We start from the raw sequence: 19,910 nt of genomic DNA, 5'->3' as shown, positions 1-19,910 counted from the left end.
GATCATAGGGGTCAGGCCCACGGGTCGAGGATGATCTTGGGGGCCGCAACCGCGCCCGAGCGTAGATCGGCAAACGCCTGCGGTCCATCATCAAGGCTGCGATGTTCCGCCCAATCCAGCGGGCCAAGCGCGCCATCGAAAAGTGCCGCACAGGTATCCCGGAAGTCCTGCGGCGTGTAGGTATAGGTTCCGATGAACGTCACCTCTTGCAAGGTCATCCGCCGGATATCGAGGCCGCCTGTATCTTCACCCAGACCGATGTGAACGATGACACCCCCGGGTTCAGCCATGGCAGAGGCTGCGGCGCGTGTTGCCGCGTATCCGACGGCGTCGACCACGATGCCATACTGCCCTGCCCCCGCGGGTACAGATTTCACTAAGCATTGATCTTCCAGGAATGTGCGTCGCTTGTCGCTGGGTTCCGCAACAGTTACGTCATCGACCCCTTGTGCCTTGAGGGCAAGGGCCGCAGCAAGACCAATGGCCCCGCCCCCCAGCACAAGCGCGGTGCGGCGGGCACCCGGATCAAGCGCCATCAGCCCCAACCGTATGGAATGCCAACTGACGGCCAGAGGTTCGGCCAGCGCAGCCTTTTGCAACGGAACATGATCCGGCACCACGATAAGATTGCTGCCTTGCATTGCCACATATTGGGCAAAGGCCCCTTCGCGCGGCGGCATGGAAATGATCATACGGTCCGGGCACAGATTATCGCGGCCCGTCTGACACGCGGGACAGGTGCCACAACTGACCAGCGGGTTGATCGTGACCCGTTCGCCGTCACGGGCGCCGCCTTCAATCACACCTGCGGCCTCATGGCCAAGGATCAGGGGCGCAGGGCGCCTGTCGTCGTGGCCAAGATAGGCATGCATGTCCGACCCGCAGATGCCCGAGGCTTCGATACGAACCAGCGACTGGCCCTGACCGACTGTCGGGTTGGGGACTTCTCGCACACCAAGCGTTTCGACGCCTTCATAGACCAACGCTTTCATTTTGCTGTGAACCCTCCGTCGACCATTAGGGTTTGTCCGGTCACGTAACCGGACGCGTCCGAGCAGAGAAACAGCATGGGGCCGTCCATGTCTTCCAAACGGCCATTGCGTCCGATGCAGGTCTGGGCGGCATTGCGCGTGGCTCGGTTCGGATCGGCAAAGACGGCCTCGGTCAGTTCTGTCGGAAAAAACCCAGGCCCAATCGCATTGGCTGTGATGCCATAAGTCGACCACGCCTCGGCCATAGCGCGGGTCAGTTGGGCAATGCCCGCCTTGGTCGTCCCATAGGCGATGCCACCGGGAAAAGCGCGCGTGGTTTGGAGCGACGCAAAATTCACGATCCGCCCCCACCCCTTGGCTTTCATCGCGGGCACCAACGCCTGGCTCAGAAAAAACGGAGCCGAGATGTTCAGCGCCACGGTCTGATCCCAGCCTTCCGGGGTCACGTCATCCGCCGTCTGACGGATGTTGATGCCAGCGGCGTGCACAATGATGTCTGGCGCGCCGAACGGTGCGCTGACCGCTTCTACCAAGTGCGAGAGTGCATCACGGTCGGCGACATCTGCTGCAACGTAATCCACATCTTTGCCGACCTCGTTTTGCAAGCGCTGCAGGGCGTCTTCGCGCCGGGCTACGCCCACCACGCGGGCCCCGGCGCTTGCCAGTGCGATGACCGCACGCCGCCCGAGGCCGGAGCTGGCGCCGGTTACACAGGCCACACGGCCAGTCAGGTCAAACAGAGATCGTGGATCAGCCATTTGCAGTCAGGTCGAACGCTTCATCCGGGAAATACTTGGCCAGACGAACATCCGCAGCACGGGCGTGCCCTTCCATCCCCTCAAGGCGGGAAATGCGCGCTGTGGCTTCGGCCACCTGCTTGGCACCTTCGCGTGTGGCGCGCTGCCAAGTGACGATCTTCATGTATTTATGGACCGACAAACCGCCGGTATAATTCGCGGCCCCTGACGTTGGCAGCACATGGTTGGTGCCCGTTGCCTTGTCGCCATAGGAAACGGTTGTCTCTTCCCCAAGGAACAGCGAGCCGTAACAGGTGAGCCGATCAAGCCACCAATCCAGATCTTCGGCCTGTACCGTCAGATGTTCGGGCGCGTAATCATCGGAGCACGCGGCCATTTCCTCGCGGTCTGGACATACGATCACTTCGGCATAATCGCGCCAGGCGGCAAAGGCGTTGTCGCGGTTCACTTCGGGCAGATCATCGATCAGGGCAGGCACAAGCTCCATCACCTTTTCGGCCAACACCCGGTCATCTGTGACCAGCCAAACAGGCGAATTATAGCCATGCTCGGCCTGGCTGACCAAATCCGTTGCCACGATATGTGGATCAGCGGTCGCATCTGCCAGGATCAAACTGTCCGTTGGGCCCGCGATCATGTCGATCCCTACGCGGCCAAAGAGAATACGCTTGGCTTCTGCGACAAACTGATTGCCCGGCCCCACAAGGATGTTGGCCTTGGGTAGGCCAAACAGTCCGAACGTCATTGCGGCCACGCCCTGAACGCCACCCAGCGCCATGATCTTGTCCGCACCACACAGGTGCGCCGCATAGATGATGGCCGGGGCAACACCCACACCCGGACGGGGGGGCGAGCAAGCGGTGATGTGACCACAGCCTGCAACTTTGGCCGTTGTCACCGTCATGATGGCTGACGCAATGTGGCTATAGCGACCACCGGGCACATAACAGCCCGCCGCATCAACCGGGATCGCCTTTTGCCCCGCAACCATGCCCGGTACGATCTCAACCTCGACATCGGATACCGTGGCCTTTTGCGCCTCGGCAAACCGTTTGACGTTGTCATGTGCAAACCGGATGTCCGCTTTCAGCTTTTCCGGCACGAGCGCGGCTGCAGCCTCGATTTCCTCGGCGGTCAATAGGACATTGCCATCGTAACGGTCGAACTTGGCTGCGTATTCCAGAGCCTTTGCATCTCCGCCCGTTTCGATATCGGCCAGAATTGTCCTGACCGTCTCGTGGACTTCGGAAGCATCCGATTTAGCGGTTAGGGTCGCTTTTTTCAGGTATTCACGTTTCATCTTAGCGAGGTCCTATTTGTAGATTTCAGGCAAGAATGTAGTCGAAATCGCTGGCATATAAGCAATCAGCAACACAACCAAGAACATGCAAAGAACAAAGGGAACGGCACGGGCGGCAATCTTGAGGATGGATTCCCCGGTTATGCCAGACACCACGAACAGGTTGAGCCCCAATGGCGGCGTGATGAAGCCTACGCCAAGAGCTGTGATCATCATGATGCAGAACTGTATCTCGTTCATGCCGATGTTGTCCGCGAGTGGTTTCAGGATAGGCGCAAGGATCACGATATTCGGCGTGGTTTCCATAACGCAACCGGCGGCGATTAGGATTCCGATCATCAGCAGGATAAGTAACCATGGTTCATCCGTCAGCCCGGTCACCGATGTCACAAAACCTTGCGGCACGCCCATGATGGCCAGCGCTTCGGCCAGCGGAGCCGAGAAAGCGATTATGGGAAGGATGACGCCGTTCACCTTTGCCGAACTGACTAGCATGGCGGGAAAATCCGCAAGGGACAGCGTCCGCAGAATAAAGCCCATGATGATTGTCACGACGACGGCCGTTGCACCCGCTTCTGTTGGTGTCAGGCGGCCCGAGAATATGCCGTAAAAGATGATGCCCGGCACGATAAACGCATACCAACCGGATTTTAGAGCACGGCCCAGATTACCCAACCATTCGGCCATCGTCATCTGTCCGCCACCTTCATAGGCGTAGATGCGGTTCACGATCAGGTTCGTGATCAGGATCGACAACAGGATCGCGATCCCCGGGATCAAGGCCGCAAGGAACAAGGTCGATGCGGATATCCCCAGAACAAGGCCGATGATGATATAAGCGATCGACGGTGGGATCAAAATGCCGGTACAGGCGCCTGCCGCCACCAGAGCGCAGGCATAGGGGCGCGGATAGCCGCTTTCGACCAAGCGTGCGATAGTCATACGTCCGACCGCGGCCGCACCAGCTGCGTCCGATCCCGAAATGGCCGCGAACATGCCACAGACAAGAACCGTCGCAGACCCGAAACCACCCTTGGTGAAACACGTCAGTGCCTCGGCAACATCAAGGAATTTTCGACTGAGCCCGGTTCGGACCAGCACGTCCCCTGTCAGGATAAACAGCGGCACCGCGGTCAGCGCAAAGGCATCAATGCCGGTGAACAGCTTTTCACCAACAAGGCTCAGGGGAAGGTCGCCGGACATGACCAACATCAGGATCGCCGAGGTCCCGATGGCGGCCCAAACCGGAACCGCCAGTGCAATCAGCGAGACGAATATGATAACGGGCAGATAGAAATCCCAACCCAGCTCGACGGTTTGATCAAAGGTTTGCCAAAGCATTCAAATCATCCCTCAATCAAAGAGTGTGTCGCCCTCAAAAACGGGTTTGCCCGTTCTGAGAGAATGGATGTCGCGCAGTAGGGATTGAATCAGCCGCAATATGATCAGGCCGAACCCCAATGGAACCGCCATCAAGAACCATACTTTGGAAATGCGCAGCCCGTCCGTGACCGATCCGAATTTGGCAGACACATGCACGGCTTCGTAGGACCAATAGAGGGCAATCACAGCAACACCGAACATCACCAGGTCGCCAAAGATATACAGCAAAGCCTTCGGACGCGGCCCAAGGTAGTGCATCAGCACGTCAATGCGGATATGCGCGCGCTCTTTCACTGCAGCCGCAGCACCAATCCATGCGAGATAGATGAAGGAGTACCGCACAATTTCTTCGCCCCAGATCGAGGAAAAAGAGAATATTTCCCGGCGCAGCACCTCGATCGCCATGGTGATGACAAGCATCACGTAGAAGACCAGAAGCAACCAGCGCTCGGCGTCTCTATCAATTCGGCGCAAAAAGCTCATGTGAGAACCTGCTGATTTGCCTAGCAAAACGCACCGCGCTGACGCGTTTGGATTTTACTGAGGCGGGAAAGATTGGTGATCGGGCGCGCGTAGAGGCACGCCCGACCCGACAGTTAAGCGTCATGCACGTAGTACTTGCCTTGGGTACCTGCGGCTTCTTCCATCTTGGCGAAGTTGTCCATGGACCCGGCCAGATCGATCTTGAACTCGTCCCATTCGGACCGTTGGTAGCCACCAGCGGCTTTCCATTCGGCCAGTTGCTCTTCGCTGAGCGAGTGGAATTCGACACCTGCTTTGATCAGTTCGGCCATAGCGTAGGCGCGGGCCGATGGCACTTTGGCAAGGTTCTGGTGCGAGGTCATCTCGGACCCCCACATGATCCCTTCCTGCACGTCGGAGGGCATTGAGTTAAACCATTCCAGGTTGCACGAATAAACTTGGCTGTCTGGCACGGCCTGGGTGAAAGTCACATGGCTCAGGATATCTTTGAAACCAAAGACTTCGAGCGCACCCACGGACGGGTCAAGCGCGTCAGCGACGCCCTGTTTGATCGCAGACGGGGTTTCTCCCCAGGCCACAGGCGTCGGATTTGCACCAACCATGCGGTAGTATTGCTGCAGCATCTTCGAGCCGGGAACGCGGAACTTGACGCCGGACAGGTCGCCAGGTGTCAAGACCGGTCCGGGGCCACCCTTGCGGATGGCAACGACACGGGGGTCGATGTTGATATAAAACAGCGCCTTGAAGCCGTTCTCCTCAACCTTCGGCTCGACCGTGTCCTTCCAGAACTGCGAGTTGACGAGGTTTGTGAAACGCTGGTTTGACCCGCACAGATACGGCATGTTGATCAGGTCAACGGTCGACGCAAACGGCGCGAAATTCGAAAGCGAATGCTGTGCTGCCTGAATTGTGCCACCCTGCACCGCCTGCACCAGCGCGCCGCCTGCACCCAGCTGCCCGCCAGGCGCGAGTTTGACATAGACCTTGCCGTTGGTCGCGTTCTGGATGTTTTCCTTCAGGTCCAGCTGCATGATTGGATAACCACGCGACGCACCGACCGGATAGGCAGTTGCCAGAACCATGATATGGTCCGCTGCAGCCTCGCGGTCGCGCTCTTCGCTGGCACTTTGCGCTGCAGCTTCAGTTGACCACAACGTCCCCGCAGCACCAGCTACCATGGCCGCTGTGAAGCCGCCTGTTGCCGTCAATTTCAGAAAATTTCGGCGTGCTGCCGACGCAAGGTCCTTGCGATCTTTGTCCATTATGTTTCCTCCCAGAAATCCTTAGCTGCCGTTCTTTTTGTTTCGGTCAGCCTCTTTTTGAAGAATGGCGACGACAAACAATATCGACGCGGCAAACAGAACCAGCATTTCGCCCACGTCCCCAAGGAATGCGCTTGCTGCAAAGGCCCCCAGAGCGACGTTGGCGAAGTAGATGACAAAGACGATCAGCGAGGCGGTAAGGAACATAAAACAGGATCCGAAAAGGTTGCAGTTCTGAGCGACACTGTAAGCGCTTACATTCGATTCGTGCAAGCGCTTACATTGAGGCGCATTTTTTGGCGCTCTCGGCGATTGCGGACAGGAAGACCCCAAGCAGCGACCAAAGTAATACTATTATGGTCGGATACATTCTGAAAATTCATCGTGTTAGCCAAGTCGCCGTACAACAAGAACGGTAGGCCGGGTTCCACACCGCTGCATCAGCCGATGCGCGGGATATCAAAAGCCCCGACCGTGAACTTATGGAGAAAATCAATAAATGAGATGACCAATCTGCAGGCGGTAACGAGTATCTCGCCCCCTGCATCCCGTTATGACAATTTGATCGGAGGCGGCTTTTGCAAGCCAAAGGCAGGCCGGTATTTTGACAATCTAAGCCCGATTCCCGTCCAGCCCATTGGCCAGATCGCACGGTCTGATGCTTCAGTCGTTGAGGCCGCGCTGGACCCAGCGCATTCGGTTGCCGATACCTGAGGTTCGACCAGCGTGACCGAGCGTGCGAATGTTCTCACGCGGATAGTGCAAAAGCTGGCAGACAATCTGGAGCTGCTAGCTATTGCGTGGTTCTGAATCCGGCCAAGCAACGCCAGCGACAATCATGGTGATCTGTGAACTGATCGCGGATATCCTGCCTGCTGGCGTGTTGAATGTTGTTAACGGATTTGGCCTTGAGGCGGGTATAGGGCCCTGCGGCGTTCATTTCGCATATAATACGTTTTCTTCAATTCTGATTGAATTCTCTCAAGACACGGAAGCCTGACAGTTTTGACCGCCAATCAATGCCTAACCTCGTTACGAACCATGACGAACTCAAAGCCAAACTATATGGCAGAGCGGTTGGAGAAGGCTCATGCCATCGCCGAATTCACTGAACTGTATATGACAGAAATTGCATTGGCCTGTGGATTTGTTTCCTGTACGACGCTTTCGCAGCGATACAAGCAAAGATTTGGTAGAACGCCAGTCGATCAGCGCATGAAGCAGAGCGCATAGAGGTGCAAAATCATATGTGTCTACAAGGCGTTTTCGCTGATTGCGACGAGCAATGACAGTACATGCGATCCTCATCGTACTGTTTGCGGCTTTCCTTCATGCGCTTTGGAATGCGGTCGTAAAGGGCGCGCCTGACAAGGCCATTATGTTGGGATTAATCTCGATCGGGCATGCCATACCTGCGCTTGCCGTGCTTCCTTTTACGGGCTTTCCAGTAATGGCTGCAATTCCATACATTATTGGTTCCACCTTGATTCATTGGGGATACTACTGGTTTCTCAACACGGCCTACCGTTACGGCGATTTATCGGTGGTGTACCCCATCTCGCGCGGGATAACGCCCATATTAGTGGCGTTGGGAGCGGTCTTTCTTGCCGGTGAATTCCTTCCTCCGGGCGCGTGGATCGGTATTGTCTGCATTTCGGCCGGCATCGGTTGCCTGTCTTTTGGCGGACTTGGAAAGGGCACGAACTGGGTAGGCATCGCGGCGGCATTCGGAACTGGTTTGATGATTGCTTCCTACTCTCTGGTTGACGGTATTGGCGTGAGACTCTCAGGGAATACGCTTGGATATATCACGGTATTGTTCGTGGCTGAGATCTTCGTGGCGGGGTTCATCTTCTCGACTCGATGGGACCGCCTCATCGCACTTCCAAAGAGATATGTCTGGTCAGGTTTAGCAGGAGGAATCATTTCCGGCTTAGCCTATGGTCTGGTGCTCTATGTTAAGAGTTTCGCGCCGTTGGGTGTTGTATCAGCGCTCCGAGAAAGTTCGGTCATCTTCGCTTCAATAATTGGTGTGATGTGGTTTGGAGAGGGTCCAAAATCCAACAGACTCCTGGCGGCGATAATCGTGGCAGTTGGAATTGTGGTTCTGGCCCTAACAAGATGACGTACAAGTTGGACTAAGGAGAAGGAAGTTGCGGGATAACGAGTCCAAGGCGCAGGTCTTTAACTTCGGATAAGGTCGCCGCACGTATCTTATAGCCCGCGAGGCGCTTCTTGCCAGTTTCAGGGAGTTCTTTGGACCAGCTATAGTACAGACTCTGAGCAATGCCTGCCCGGCAGCACAGCTCCACAATGCTGCCTTCGCCCTTGCGCTTGTCCAGAACGATCCAGATCTTCTCTTCCGCTGAATAGTGCTTGCGGGTAGCACGACGGATATCCTTGACGATCTTTTAGCCGTGGCTCTTACGTGTTCTGGGTTTCTATCTCACCTCCACTCCTTGGCGGGTACGATGTGCCAGAAAATCTCTCTTATCAAATCGACCTGTACTGTCCCGCAAGTGCTGACGTCAGACATTTGCAAAGGTATTTGCGAGCACTATGACAGTCATGTTCGATTGGCGGCTGGTCAGTCGACAGGTAGCAGTATGTAGCCTCGGATTTCGTAGCCCACCGCCCGTTCGACGGGCCAATGCCGAAGCGCACTGATTTGAACGGAACTCTTGGGTGACTGGCGCAGGGAGAGTTCCTATCTCATATCAATGGGGTATGACACTCAATTCCGAGCGCTAGGGCGGATTGCCTTACATAGGTTTTGCTTATGATGTGGAAGGTATAATCGATTTTTCTTGATCTATTTATCTGTCACACTGCCAGGGCATGGAACTGCAAATAAGCGCTGCTCAAGAATGGCGTTCCCGAGAATAATCAACCGACAGAGGATCACGATGAAACATAAGACCAAATTTCTTGCAGCCCTGGCCGTAAGCTCCTTGACTGCTACAGTTGCGTTATCTGAAACCGAATTGACAGTTTACACAGCCGTCGAAGCTGAAGACCTGGCGCGCTACGCTGAGACGTTCAATGCGAGCAATCCGGACATCAAAATCAACTGGGTGCGGGATTCGACCGGGATCATCACCGCCAAACTGTTGGCCGAGAGGGACAACCCTCAGGCAGACGTCGTGTGGGGTCTCGCAGCCACTTCGCTTTTGTTGCTCAAGTCCGAAGGTATGCTGGAGCCTTACGCGCCTGCGGGTGTTGGCGACCTAGACGCGAAATTTGTCGATGGCGACAATCCTCCGGCGTGGGTTGGCATGGACGCTTGGGTTGCCGCAGTTTGCTACAATACCGTCGAGGCCGAGAAAGCGGGATTGACGCCGCCGACATCGTGGAAGGATCTTACAGACCCCATGTATAAGGATCAGGTGATCATGCCAAATCCGAACTCGTCGGGCACTGGTTTCCTTGATGTTTCAAGTTGGCTGCAGATGTTCGGCGAAGAAGGCGGCTGGGAGTACATGGACGGATTGCACGAGAACATCGCGCGATATACCCACTCTGGTTCAAAGCCGTGCAAACTGGCTGCTGCAGGTGAGATCCCGATTGGCATCTCTTTTGCTTTCCGTGGTGCTAAGTCGAAAGCTGATGGTGCGCCGCTTGAGATCATTGTCCCGTCAGAAGGTGTCGGCTGGGACATGGAAGCGACCGCTATTGTTGCCGGTACTGCAAATCTCGAAGCCGCGCAGAAACTGGTTGATTTCACCGTCACCAAGGAAGCCAACGAGATGTACAACACAGGGTACGCCGTTGTCGCCTATCCTGGCGTCGCAAAACCGGTCGAGCACTTCCCTGAAGGTCTTCTGGATGCGATGATCGACAACGACTTTGAATTTGCCGCCAACAACCGCGCGGCGATACTGAAAGAATGGCAGTCTCGCTATGACGGGAAGTCTGAAGCGAAGTAAACCAACCTGCAGAAGAGGTGTAAGCACCTCTTCTGCACACCACTCTATTTTTCCAAACAACGCGACCAGCGCGCCCGGCTTCAACCGGCCCAGATCGGCCGTTCCCGAGGTGCAGATATGAGGACCGCTCCCGTGCTTCAGAAAACCCCACCCGGTGAACTGTATCTAAGCATCCAGAATTTGTGGAAAGCGTTCGGCAGCTTTCTTGCACTCAAGGACATATCCCTGGAAATCAACGAAGGCGAATTTGTCTGCTTTCTGGGGCCTTCGGGTTGCGGCAAAACAACCTTGCTCCGGGCGATTGCGGGTCTCGATCTGCAAACCAAGGGCACTGTCATGCAAGACGGCAAGGATGTGTCAAATCTGCCGCCGTCAGAGCGTGATTTCGGGATTGTGTTTCAGTCTTACGCCTTGTTCCCGAACCTGACGATCGAAAAGAACATTGCTTTCGGCCTGGAAAACACTGGTCGCAGCAAATCGGATATTGCCGTTCGTGTCAGCGAACTGCTTCATTTGGTCGGGCTGCCTGAACAGGGTAAAAAGTATCCTGCGCAATTGTCCGGTGGCCAGCAGCAGCGGATTGCGTTGGCCCGCGCCATTGCGACCAACCCCGGTCTCTTGTTGCTGGATGAGCCGCTTTCGGCATTGGACGCAAAGGTGCGCGTCCATCTACGTCACGAAATCAAAGAGCTGCAGCGCAAACTGGGTGTGACTACTGTGATGGTTACGCATGATCAGGAAGAAGCGCTGGCGATGGCGGACCGGATCGTGGTCATGAATCATGGGGTTATCGAGCAGGTGGGGTCACCTACAGAAATTTACCGAGAACCCGCAAACTTGTTCGTGGCAGACTTCATCGGGGAAATGAACCAGATCCAGTCTCAGGTCACCAAGGGTGGTCGACTGAGTGTCGGCGAAAAGACCTTTGCGTGCCTCAGCCACACGTTCAACGACGGAATGCGAGCGATTGCGGCGATCCGACCGGAGGATATCATCCCGCATGAGGCTGGTTATCTCGATACCGGCGGCAACAGGAATTGCATCGACGTCACTCTCGATGAAATGGAATTCCTCGGTTCATTCTGGCGATGCCGCTTGAGCAACGAGCGATTTGGATCTTCGGAACTGATCGCAGATTTTTCGATCAATGCCGTGCGCCGCCTAGAACTGGAAGAGGGTAGGACCATGGTGATTGAACTGCCCGAAAACCGGCTAATGGCCTTTGATGTTCCGGAGACGGCAGCATGAGCGAGATTTCAACCAACCCGGGGACTCTTCCAGCCGGGCCTGACATCAAACCCAAGCTCAGCAGGGATGACATCCTGATGCGCGGCAGCATGTTCGTGATCGCACTCTATCTGGTCGCGACGTTGGTCCTGCCGCTTTACACGATGCTTTCCAAGTCATTCTCGACCTATCGGATGGAGTTGTCACAATACGAGTTTCAGGTCAGTGACGAAGCGGGGCAATTTGACGGAACCATCCTGTCAGCCGACACACTGAACGAACAAATCGGGGCTTTTTCAGGCACCGATCTGTCTACCGGCTCAGACGGGCGGCTATCGGTAACCGAGCTTTTTCCCGATTTCAGCTTTCGCAGTCCGGTCATGTACCAAATCCGTAACACAAGCGACACCGGGCGGTTTCTTGTCGGTTCTACGCTGCAAGACAATACGGATTGGGTCACGCTCGATTCCAATCAGTTCCGGCGGGTTCAGCTGAGGCCAGTTCAATCGCGAGGCTTGGAAAATTTCGTCAACTACTTCTCAACCCCGGCACTGTTCAATTCTATCAAGAACTCCCTTTGGATTTCTGTGATTAGCACCATTGTCACAGTAACTCTGGCGTTCTGGTTTGCTTATGCGCTGAACCGGAGTTGCATGCGGTTCAAGGGTGTGTTTCGTCTGATTGCGATGGCTCCGATCCTGGTGCCTTCACTACTGCCCGGCATTGCGTTGGTCTATCTTTTTGGCAACCAGGGCATGATAAAAGAGTTGCTGTTCGGCGCCAGTATTTATGGTCCGATAGGCATCGTGATAGGTTCGGTGTTCTTCACCTTCCCGCACGCCTTCCTGATCATTTCAACGGCGCTGGCGATCTCAGATGCACGACTATACGAAGCTGCGGTCAGCCTGCGCTCGACACCGTGGCGCACTTTTTGGACAGTCACCATCCCCGGCGCGCGTTATGGTCTGATCTCGGCCGCTTTCGTTGTATTTAATCTGGTCATAACTGATTTTGGTCTGCCAAAAGTGATTGGCGGCCAGTTCAATGTTCTGGCAGTGGATATCTACAAGCAGGTGATCGGTCAGCAAAACTTTGAAATGGGTGCCGTTGTCTCGGTCGTTCTGGTGATCCCGGCAATCCTGGCCTTCGCGATTGACCGTATGGTGCAATCAAAACAGGTTGCATTGCTGTCGGCTCGGTCGGTCCCGTACCAGCCAACCCCAAACCGAAAGGCAGATCGAATCTTTCTAGCCTATTGCTGTTTGATCGGTTTGTTCATCGTCGGGCTGCTGGCTGTATGCCAATTCGCGGCATTGATCAAGTTTTGGCCCTACGACCTGAGCCTGAGCCTGAAGAACTACGATTTCAACAAGATGGATGGAGGCGGCTGGGGCTCTTACATAAATTCGATCAAGCTGGCGCTTTTGACGGCTGTGATTGGTACCTCAGTCGTCTTTTTTGGTGCCTATCTGGTCGAAAAATCGAACGGGTTTAGAACAGGCCGGTCGATTTTTCAGATGTTCGCGATGCTACCTATGGCAATCCCGGGCATGGTGCTGGGCCTTTCCTACATCTTCTTTTTTAACAGCCCGTCCAATCCCCTGAACGGGATCTACGGAACGATGGCGATTTTGGTGATCTGCACGGTGACTCACTTTTATACGGTGTCACACCTAACGGCTGTGACCGCGTTAAAGCAGATGGACAGAGAATTTGAGTCGGTATCAGCCTCGCTCAAGCAACCGACGATGAAGTTGTTTGCCCGTGTCACGGTCCCTGTTTGCCTGCCTGCCGTGCTGGACATATCAATCTATCTGTTCGTAAACGCAATGACGACGGTATCTGCGGTTGTGTTCCTATACTCGCCCAAAACCACGTTGGCATCTATTGCAGTGCTAAACATGGACGATGCGGGCGATATTGCGCCAGCTGCCGCAATGGGGATGATGATCTTCTACACAAACGCCGCGGCACGGATCATCCACCTGATTGCTTCCAAAGGCGTCCTCGGTCGCACGCAAGCCTGGCGAATCCGCTAACAAGAAAACCCATTTAGGCATCTCCCCACCGATCACTGATTGGTGGGGTTTTGTTTTTCTTCTAGAACAGAATTGGCGAATTTCATGAAGGCGCGAATGGTCTTCACCTCACGCCGTTGGGAAAGATAGATCATACTTTCTCCCATTTGCAGGTCGACGTCTTGCAGCTTGATTTGTCTGAGACGGTCGTCGTGACCGTATTCTGCCTGGGACACGAACCCGATACCTGCACCTGATGCCACCAACTCTCTGACGGCCTCTCTTCCTTCGGCCACAATTGCCGGTTTCAGCGGCACCCCCCGTTTACTGGCTTCATCTTCGAGCTTTTGACGTGTTTTTGATCCCTGTTCCCTGAAGATGAGAGGCAACTCCGCCAGCTCTGCGAGGGACAATGTAGGTTTTGAGGCGAGAAGCAAACTGCGGGCCGTGAATGCCACGATCTCGGTCGAACCGAGGCTAAGAACGCTCATGTCCTTGCCGGGAGACACGCTGCCAACAACACCAATTTCTGCGTTGTAAGATCTGAGTTCCTCCAAAATGTCCTCGGTGTTGCCAGCGCGGACGGTAATCGTAATGTTTGAATATTTTTCTCGGAATGGCCCCAGAAAGTCGGTCAAGTGGTGCGCGGAATCGGCAAGGATCCGCAGCTCGCCGTCGATCGCAGCCCTCGTTTCAGACAGATAGTCCTCGATCTGATCCTCGATCTCAAAATACTGCTTGGTGTACCGGTAAAGCTGCGTCCCCTCCGGGGTTAGGTTCACTCTTTTTCGCTCACGCTTGAACAACAACAAATCATGATCCTGCTCAAGTTTGCGAACCTGCTCTGAAATTGCTGGCTGCGTCAAAAAAAGCGCCTCTGCAGCACGCGAAAACCCACCATATTTGGCCACGAAATGAAAGGCTTTGAGCTGGCTATGTCGCATTTCAAACTCCTGAAGGTTCGAGCATAGGCTGAGCTTATAATTAGATTGATATTTGCAATTTCACATATAGCTGCGGTTGCTGCAACTGTGTCTTTGAAACGTTGATCTGGAGCTTGGTTATGACGTCTTCTTTTCCTCAAATTGAACAACCGCGTCTCGGCGAGCCCTATCTACTAACTCCTGGCCCCTTGACCACGTCATACGCCGTGAAAGAAGCCATGTTGAGGGATTGGGGAAGCTGGGATGATGACTTTCGGGGTATGACCCAGGAGTTGCGCTCCAGTCTTTTGGCATTGCTTGGCGAGGGCGCCGATGAGTTTGACTGCGTACCGATGCAGGGGAGCGGATCGTTTTCAGTAGAGGCGATGCTGGCTTCGTTCATTCCGCGCGATGGCAAGGCATTGGTGCTGGCCAATGGTGCTTACGGTCAACGCTCGGCGCAAACGCTCAAGTATCTGGAACGCGATCATGTTGTCCTGGACAAGGGCGACTATCTGCCGCCGCGTGGTTCAGAAGTTGCCGAGATTCTGGCGAATGATTCCGCGATCACCCATGTCGTTGCTATCCACTGCGAAACAAGCTCGGGCATTCTGAATCCGGTAGAGGAAATATCGGAGGCGGTTTACGCCGCTGGTCGCAAACTTCTTGTCGACTCAATGTCAGCCTTTGGTGCGATCGAGTTGAAGCCTACGGAAGTCCGCTATGAGGCAATGGTTTCGTCCGCCAACAAGTGTATTGAGGGTGTTCCGGGGTTTGGGTTCATAATCGCGCGCAAGAACGAGCTAGAGGATGCCAAGGGTAACAGTCATTCGCTGTCTCTGGACGTTCACGCGCAGTGGGCGCATATGAACAAAACCGGTCAATGGCGATTTACGCCGCCCACCCATGTGGTTGCCGCTTTCATCGAAGCCCTCAGGGCACATGCGGCTGAGGGCGGCGTTTCCGGTCGCGGAGCCCGATACACCAGCAACAGGGATGTTGTGGTCGCCGGCATGCGTGAGCTGGGTTTCGAAACTCTGCTCGACAATCGCTGGCTGAGCCCAATCATCGTAACATTCTTCTGCCCGGCCGATGATAACTTTGTCTTTGATCAGTTCTACAATCTGATGAAAGAAAAAGGGTTCATCATTTACCCCGGCAAGTTGACCGTCGTCGACAGCTTCCGCGTTGGGTGCATCGGTCAGATGGACGACAAGGTTATGCGGAAAGTTGTAATTGCCGCCAAGGAAACTTTGGAAAAAATGGGTGTGTCGAGTGCCACACCTCCTCTCCAAGCTTTAGAAGAACGCGCCAAACTGGCCGCTTAAGGATCAAGGAACAAACCAAATGACCATCCACACCCCTGTTGAAGCCAACGAGCGTGTCTACCCGATGCCCAAAGTTCCCGCCATTGCCATCTGCCTTGACGGCTGTGAGCCAGAATACCTGGACAAAGCTATTGCTGACGGTCTGATGCCGACTCTCAAGCGAATGCGCGAAACCGGCACTGACCGGCTGGCCCATTCGGTGATCCCGTCGTTTACTAACCCTAACAACCTCAGCATTGCGACTGGCCGTCCGCCTATCGTGCACGGCATCTGTGGAAACTATCTGATTGATCCGGACAGTGGTGAAGAAGTGATGATGAACGATGTGCGCTTTTTGCGTGCACCGACCGTGTTCAAGCAGTTCTATGACGCTGGCGCCAAGGTGGCCATAGTCACCGCGAAGGACAAGCTGCGCGCGTTGTTGGGGGCGGGTCTGAAGTTCGACGACGACCGGGCCAAATGCTTCTCTGCGGAAAAGTCCGACACGTCGACACAGGCTGAGCATGGTCAGGAGAAAGCAAGCGCATGGTTGGGCATGGCCCAACCCGAGGTCTATTCGGCAGAGTTGTCCGAGTTTGTCTTTGCTGCGGGTGTCAAATTGCTGAAAGAGTGGAAACCAGATGTGATGTATCTGACCACCACCGACTACGTGCAGCACAAATACGCACCCGATCAGGCCGAGGCCAAGGCATTCTATGAGATGTTTGACAAATATCTGACCGAACTGGACGCCATGGGCGCTGCCATCGTGGTCACCGCCGACCACGGCATGAAGCCCAAGCACCACGCCGATGGCTCGCCCAGCGTGGTATATGTGCAGGATCTGGTGGATGAATGGCTGGGCAAGGACGCGGCCCGTGTCATCTTGCCGATCACGGACCCCTATGTGGTGCACCACGGCGCACTCGGGTCGTTTGCCACCTGCTATCTACCCGAAGACGCGGATCGCAACGACATCATCGGCAAACTGAAAGCTACACCCGGCATCACTCATGTTTTGACCAAAGAAGAGGCGATCAAGCGCTTTGAACTGCCCGGTGACCGCATTGGCGATATTGTGATGGTCTCGGGTGAGAACATCTGTATCGGTACCTCTGAAGACCGCCACGATCTGGCCGCTCTCAACGAGCCGCTGCGCAGCCACGGTGGACTGACCGAGCAGGAAGTTCCTTTCATCGTAAACCGGGTTATCGACTTGGGGACTGCGCCCGAGTTGCGCAATTTTGATGCGTTTTTCTATGCAACCACAGCGGCGGCGCAGTAATCCATGAAAGATCAAACCATGTCGAAAATCGAAATCCGCAATGAAGGAATGCGCATCGGGGGCGAGATCGTCTTTACCGACGAAACGGTGCCGGTTCTGTACCCATACACAAACGAGATTGTCGGGCATGTACCCGCCGGCAAGGCGGAACATGCGCGCAAAGCGTTCGAAATCGCGGCAAATTACACTCCAAAGCTCACACGGTATGAGCGCAGCCAGATCCTGCAGCGTGCGGGCGAGTTGATTGGTGAACGTCGTGAATACCTTGCCAAATGGCTGACGTTGGAACTGGGTATCTGTCACCAGCATGCGATTTATGAGACCAAGCGTGCACAAGATGTCTATCAGTTCGCCGCCGCTGAGGCGATGAAGGATGATGGCGAGATCTTTTCATGCGACCTGACCCATAATGGCAAAGATCGAAAAATATTCACCATGCGCGAGCCGGTGAATGCGATTTCGGCAATCACACCATTCAATCATCCACTTAACATGGTCAGCCACAAGATCGCGCCATCAATCGCGACCAACAACTGCATGGTGTGTAAGCCGACGGAACTGACGCCGCTGACGGCGCTGACATTAGCTGACATCCTCTACGACGCGGGTCTACCACCCGAGATGTTCCAAGTGGTTACCGGCTGGCCAGGTGACATTGGCGACGAGATGATCACCAATGAAAACATCGACATCATCACATTCACCGGCGGCGTGCCGGTGGGTAAGATGATCGCCGAAAAAGGCGTTTACAAGCGGCAAGCTCTGGAACTGGGGGGCAATGACCCTCTGATCGTTTTGAACGATCTTTCTGACGCGGACCTTGAGAAGGCCGCGACCATTGCTGTGGCAGGCGCCACCGGCAATTCGGGTCAGCGCTGCACTGCGATCAAACGTATTCTGGTGCAAGAAAGCGTGGCCGACAAGTTTGTGCCATTGGTTCTGGAAAAGGCGAAGAAGATCAAGTTCGGCGACCCACAAGACCCCGAGACCGAACTGGGCTGTGTCATCCATGACAAGGCAGCTGAACTGTTCGAAAAACGCGTTTACATGGCCGAGGCCGACGGCGCAGAAATCCTCTATCATCCGGGCCGTCAGGGTGCACTACTGCCGCCCATCGTGGTCGATAAGGTCCCCCATGACAGCGAGCTGGTGATGGAAGAAACCTTTGGCCCCATTGTGCCCATCGTTCGGGTTCCGGACAATGACGACGAGGTGATGCGTATTTCGAACGGTACCGAATTCGGCCTCAGCTCAGGCGTCTGTACGAACGACTTGAACCGTGCGATTGCCTTTATCAACGGTCTGAACGTGGGCACCTGCAACATTTGGGAACAACCCGGATACCGTATCGAAATGTCCCCCTTCGGAGGCATCAAGGACAGCGGTAATGGGGTTAAAGAAGGTGTCATCGAGGCAATGAAGTTTTTTACTAACGTAAAAACTTACTCGCTGCCCTGGCCACGCTAGTTTTTGTGCCCCGTCCCGACCCGGGTCGGGGCACCACAAGTTCCTCCCTGGTACTGGCGGACTTTGCGAGGTCCGCATTTTTTCACAAGCGGCGTTGAGGAAAAAGCATGTCACAAATCGTCCACACGGAAGGCGAATCCAATACTTCCAGCGCGCGAAAAGCATGGATGAAGGAATCTATAGGGCCTAAATCTTCACCCTTGCTGAAACGCGACGCTAACGCGTTTCTCCACCAGTCACTGTCCTCGCCATGCGTTAGCACCATTGCCAAAGCTGAGGGGATTTGGGTCGAAGACCTGGACGGCCGCCGTTACATGGATTTCCATGGCAATTCGGTGCATCATATCGGTTACGGACATCCCCGTTTGATCACCGCGATCAAGGCGCAACTGGATGACCTGTCTTTCGCACCCCGTCGCTTCACCAATGATCCCGCGGTTGAATTGGCCGAAAAGCTCGCCGAAATCGCGCCAGACGACCTTGGGAAGATGCTGTTTACGACCGGCGGCTCTGATGCAAACGAGGTCGCTCTCAAGATAGCGCGCGCTGCCACCGGTCGGTTCAAAACAATTAGCTTCTGGGATGCCTTCCACGGTGCCGGTTTTGGCGCCGCAAGCGTCGGCGGCGAGGCGACATTTCGCAGCCATATAGCCGGCCCGCTTCTGCCGGGTGCAGAGCACGTGGCACCTTTTGCCTGTTACCGATGCCCGTACAATCACGCCGGCCCAGATACCTGTGGGTTGGCTTGTGCAAAAATGGTCGAGTTCGTTCTAGAACGCGAGGGAGACGTAGCTGCGGTCATCGCTGAGCCTATGCGCGCGGTGCCTTATGTGCCGCCACCGGGCTTCTGGAAAGCTGTGCGGGAGGCATGTAATCGTCACGGGGCTCTCTTGATCATGGACGAGATTCCCACGGGGCTTGGAAAGACCGGCAAGATGTTTGCCTTTGAGCATGACGAGATTATCCCTGACATCGTCACCTTGGGTAAGGCACTTGGCGGAGGCATCCTGCCGATTGCAGCTTGTATCGCGCGATCCAAACTAGACGTCTGCGGAGACTTTGCCATTGGACATTATACACACGAAAAAAACCCGGTGACTGCACGCGCCGCGCTTACCACAATACAAATCATCGAAGATGAGGGGTTGGTTGACCGGGCGGCTGAGTTGGGCGAGCACGCTATGGATCGTCTGATGGGCGAGCTTCAGAATATCCCGATCGTCGGTGACATTCGCGGCCGTGGTCTGATGTTTGGTGTCGAAATTGTCGATGACCGTGCCGACAAGACACCTGGAAATGCACGAGCCGAGCGGATCTATTATGCTTGTTTGGAAGCTGGCCTAAGCTACAAAATCAGTCAGGGATGTGTGCTTACATTATCACCGCCGCTAACGATCACGCGCAAGGATCTCGACTGTGCAATCGACATTGTTGTCAACGCGATTAAGGACGAATGTTGATCTTTATGGCCATACCTTTAGAGCAAAACACGCCGTTGCTCTCTCTGCTTCCAGGAAAACAGTGGTCAATGGACGTGGAGATCAATTCTCAATTATGGCGCCAAGGGCCATTGCCTACC

The 19,910-nt window shown here is 55.0% G+C and carries 18 protein-coding genes and 1 pseudogene; 10 read left to right on the top strand and 9 right to left on the bottom strand.

What is annotated here, in order from left to right:
- Positions 1–11: 11 nt before the first annotated feature.
- The 7 genes from AC2FJ5_RS07555 to AC2FJ5_RS07525 all read right to left on the bottom strand — a co-directional run bounded on the left by AC2FJ5_RS07555 (position 12) and on the right by AC2FJ5_RS07525 (position 6,385).
- A complete protein-coding gene (locus tag AC2FJ5_RS07555) occupies positions 12–992 on the bottom strand; it encodes a zinc-dependent alcohol dehydrogenase (protein ID WP_496792961.1) in 981 nt (326 codons plus the stop codon).
- Complete coding sequence (locus tag AC2FJ5_RS07550; RefSeq protein ID WP_496792960.1) at positions 989–1,750, bottom strand: SDR family NAD(P)-dependent oxidoreductase; 762 nt, start codon at positions 1,748–1,750, stop codon at positions 989–991. Before AC2FJ5_RS07550 ends, AC2FJ5_RS07555 begins: the two co-directional genes overlap by 4 nt.
- Positions 1,743–3,050 (bottom strand): histidinol dehydrogenase, encoded by a 1,308-nt coding sequence (hisD, locus tag AC2FJ5_RS07545; protein WP_271949931.1) that lies wholly within the window; start codon positions 3,048–3,050, stop codon positions 1,743–1,745. The genes AC2FJ5_RS07550 and hisD overlap by 8 nt, the downstream gene beginning before the upstream one ends.
- Before the next feature lie 12 nt (positions 3,051–3,062).
- Positions 3,063–4,391: a TRAP transporter large permease gene (locus tag AC2FJ5_RS07540; protein WP_142637703.1), complete on the bottom strand. Its 1,329-nt coding sequence runs from the start codon at positions 4,389–4,391 to the stop codon at positions 3,063–3,065.
- A gap of 12 nt (positions 4,392–4,403) precedes the next feature.
- Positions 4,404–4,916: a TRAP transporter small permease gene (locus AC2FJ5_RS07535; RefSeq protein ID WP_281973202.1), complete on the bottom strand. Its 513-nt coding sequence runs from the start codon at positions 4,914–4,916 to the stop codon at positions 4,404–4,406.
- A 113-nt stretch (positions 4,917–5,029) separates the two neighbouring features.
- Positions 5,030–6,178 carry a TRAP transporter substrate-binding protein gene (locus tag AC2FJ5_RS07530; RefSeq protein ID WP_496792958.1) on the bottom strand — a complete coding sequence of 383 codons (1,149 nt, stop codon included), beginning with the start codon at positions 6,176–6,178 and terminating at the stop codon, positions 5,030–5,032.
- Between the two features lie 21 nt (positions 6,179–6,199).
- Entirely contained in the window at positions 6,200–6,385 is a 186-nt protein-coding gene (locus tag AC2FJ5_RS07525) for a hypothetical protein (RefSeq protein ID WP_142637697.1), read from the bottom strand.
- Between the two features lie 297 nt (positions 6,386–6,682).
- On the opposite strand from AC2FJ5_RS07525, the gene AC2FJ5_RS07520 reads away from it, so the two are divergent.
- The 3 genes from AC2FJ5_RS07520 to AC2FJ5_RS07510 all read left to right on the top strand — a co-directional run bounded on the left by AC2FJ5_RS07520 (position 6,683) and on the right by AC2FJ5_RS07510 (position 8,303).
- A complete protein-coding gene (locus AC2FJ5_RS07520; RefSeq protein ID WP_496749314.1) occupies positions 6,683–6,892 on the top strand; it encodes a hypothetical protein in 210 nt (69 codons plus the stop codon).
- Positions 6,893–7,219: 327 nt separating this feature from the next.
- On the top strand, positions 7,220–7,411 hold the full coding sequence (locus tag AC2FJ5_RS07515) for a helix-turn-helix domain-containing protein (RefSeq protein WP_496749315.1): 192 nt from the start codon (positions 7,220–7,222) through the stop codon (positions 7,409–7,411).
- Between the two features lie 52 nt (positions 7,412–7,463).
- A complete protein-coding gene (locus AC2FJ5_RS07510) occupies positions 7,464–8,303 on the top strand; it encodes an EamA family transporter (protein ID WP_496701306.1) in 840 nt (279 codons plus the stop codon).
- 49 nt (positions 8,304–8,352) lie between these two features.
- On the opposite strand, the pseudogene AC2FJ5_RS07505 reads toward AC2FJ5_RS07510, so the two are convergent.
- A pseudogene (locus tag AC2FJ5_RS07505) lies at positions 8,353–8,586 on the bottom strand (transposase); the annotation flags it as partial.
- 498 nt (positions 8,587–9,084) lie between these two features.
- Between AC2FJ5_RS07505 and AC2FJ5_RS07500 the strand changes: the two are divergent.
- The 3 genes from AC2FJ5_RS07500 (at position 9,085) to AC2FJ5_RS07490 (ending at position 13,370) form a co-directional block, all read left to right on the top strand.
- Positions 9,085–10,104, top strand: coding sequence for a putative 2-aminoethylphosphonate ABC transporter substrate-binding protein (locus AC2FJ5_RS07500; RefSeq protein WP_281973206.1), 1,020 nt, complete (start codon positions 9,085–9,087; stop codon positions 10,102–10,104).
- Between the two features lie 132 nt (positions 10,105–10,236).
- The gene (locus AC2FJ5_RS07495; protein ID WP_496792956.1) at positions 10,237–11,352 is read left to right on the top strand and encodes a putative 2-aminoethylphosphonate ABC transporter ATP-binding protein; all 1,116 of its coding nucleotides are present in this window, start codon (positions 10,237–10,239) and stop codon (positions 11,350–11,352) included.
- Entirely contained in the window at positions 11,349–13,370 is a 2,022-nt protein-coding gene (locus AC2FJ5_RS07490) for a putative 2-aminoethylphosphonate ABC transporter permease subunit (protein WP_496792955.1), read from the top strand. Before AC2FJ5_RS07495 ends, AC2FJ5_RS07490 begins: the two co-directional genes overlap by 4 nt.
- Positions 13,371–13,402: 32 nt before the next feature.
- On the opposite strand, the gene AC2FJ5_RS07485 is transcribed toward AC2FJ5_RS07490, so the two are convergent.
- Positions 13,403–14,293, bottom strand: coding sequence for a LysR substrate-binding domain-containing protein (locus AC2FJ5_RS07485; protein WP_142637687.1), 891 nt, complete (start codon positions 14,291–14,293; stop codon positions 13,403–13,405).
- 119 nt (positions 14,294–14,412) lie between these two features.
- On the opposite strand from AC2FJ5_RS07485, the gene AC2FJ5_RS07480 reads away from it, so the two are divergent.
- The 4 genes from AC2FJ5_RS07480 to pbfA all read left to right on the top strand — a co-directional run bounded on the left by AC2FJ5_RS07480 (position 14,413) and on the right by pbfA (position 19,791).
- A complete protein-coding gene (locus AC2FJ5_RS07480; RefSeq protein WP_496792953.1) occupies positions 14,413–15,600 on the top strand; it encodes a 2-aminoethylphosphonate--pyruvate transaminase in 1,188 nt (395 codons plus the stop codon).
- Between the two features lie 19 nt (positions 15,601–15,619).
- Positions 15,620–16,864 carry a phosphonoacetate hydrolase gene (gene phnA / locus AC2FJ5_RS07475; RefSeq protein WP_271949911.1) on the top strand — a complete coding sequence of 415 codons (1,245 nt, stop codon included), beginning with the start codon at positions 15,620–15,622 and terminating at the stop codon, positions 16,862–16,864.
- A 3-nt stretch (positions 16,865–16,867) separates the two neighbouring features.
- Positions 16,868–18,331 (top strand): phosphonoacetaldehyde dehydrogenase, encoded by a 1,464-nt coding sequence (phnY, locus tag AC2FJ5_RS07470; protein ID WP_496792952.1) that lies wholly within the window; start codon positions 16,868–16,870, stop codon positions 18,329–18,331.
- 107 nt (positions 18,332–18,438) lie between these two features.
- The gene (gene pbfA, locus AC2FJ5_RS07465) at positions 18,439–19,791 is read left to right on the top strand and encodes a (R)-1-hydroxy-2-aminoethylphosphonate ammonia-lyase (protein ID WP_496696665.1); all 1,353 of its coding nucleotides are present in this window, start codon (positions 18,439–18,441) and stop codon (positions 19,789–19,791) included.
- The last annotated feature ends 119 nt before the right edge of the window (positions 19,792–19,910 follow it).

Source organism: Ruegeria sp. CDSA221 (genome assembly GCF_059611825.1).
Note: the sequence above shows the minus strand (reverse complement) of the source record. Positions and strands in the feature narration are given on the sequence as shown.

Coding starts and splice junctions, on each gene's coding strand:
- AC2FJ5_RS07525 (WP_142637697.1), bottom strand. CDS start 6,385: ATGTTCCTTACCGCCTCGCTGATCGTCTTTGTCATCTACTTCGCCAAC.
- AC2FJ5_RS07500 (WP_281973206.1), top strand. CDS start 9,085: ATGAAACATAAGACCAAATTTCTTGCAGCCCTGGCCGTAAGCTCCTTG.
- AC2FJ5_RS07520 (WP_496749314.1), top strand. CDS start 6,683: ATGACCAATCTGCAGGCGGTAACGAGTATCTCGCCCCCTGCATCCCGT.
- phnY (WP_496792952.1), top strand. CDS start 16,868: ATGAAAGATCAAACCATGTCGAAAATCGAAATCCGCAATGAAGGAATG.
- hisD (WP_271949931.1), bottom strand. CDS start 3,050: ATGAAACGTGAATACCTGAAAAAAGCGACCCTAACCGCTAAATCGGAT.
- AC2FJ5_RS07535 (WP_281973202.1), bottom strand. CDS start 4,916: ATGAGCTTTTTGCGCCGAATTGATAGAGACGCCGAGCGCTGGTTGCTT.
- phnA (WP_271949911.1), top strand. CDS start 15,620: ATGACCATCCACACCCCTGTTGAAGCCAACGAGCGTGTCTACCCGATG.
- AC2FJ5_RS07555 (WP_496792961.1), bottom strand. CDS start 992: ATGAAAGCGTTGGTCTATGAAGGCGTCGAAACGCTTGGTGTGCGAGAA.
- AC2FJ5_RS07490 (WP_496792955.1), top strand. CDS start 11,349: ATGAGCGAGATTTCAACCAACCCGGGGACTCTTCCAGCCGGGCCTGAC.
- pbfA (WP_496696665.1), top strand. CDS start 18,439: ATGTCACAAATCGTCCACACGGAAGGCGAATCCAATACTTCCAGCGCG.
- AC2FJ5_RS07515 (WP_496749315.1), top strand. CDS start 7,220: ATGACGAACTCAAAGCCAAACTATATGGCAGAGCGGTTGGAGAAGGCT.
- AC2FJ5_RS07480 (WP_496792953.1), top strand. CDS start 14,413: ATGACGTCTTCTTTTCCTCAAATTGAACAACCGCGTCTCGGCGAGCCC.
- AC2FJ5_RS07550 (WP_496792960.1), bottom strand. CDS start 1,750: ATGGCTGATCCACGATCTCTGTTTGACCTGACTGGCCGTGTGGCCTGT.
- AC2FJ5_RS07485 (WP_142637687.1), bottom strand. CDS start 14,293: ATGCGACATAGCCAGCTCAAAGCCTTTCATTTCGTGGCCAAATATGGT.
- AC2FJ5_RS07540 (WP_142637703.1), bottom strand. CDS start 4,391: ATGCTTTGGCAAACCTTTGATCAAACCGTCGAGCTGGGTTGGGATTTC.
- AC2FJ5_RS07530 (WP_496792958.1), bottom strand. CDS start 6,178: ATGGACAAAGATCGCAAGGACCTTGCGTCGGCAGCACGCCGAAATTTT.
- AC2FJ5_RS07510 (WP_496701306.1), top strand. CDS start 7,464: ATGACAGTACATGCGATCCTCATCGTACTGTTTGCGGCTTTCCTTCAT.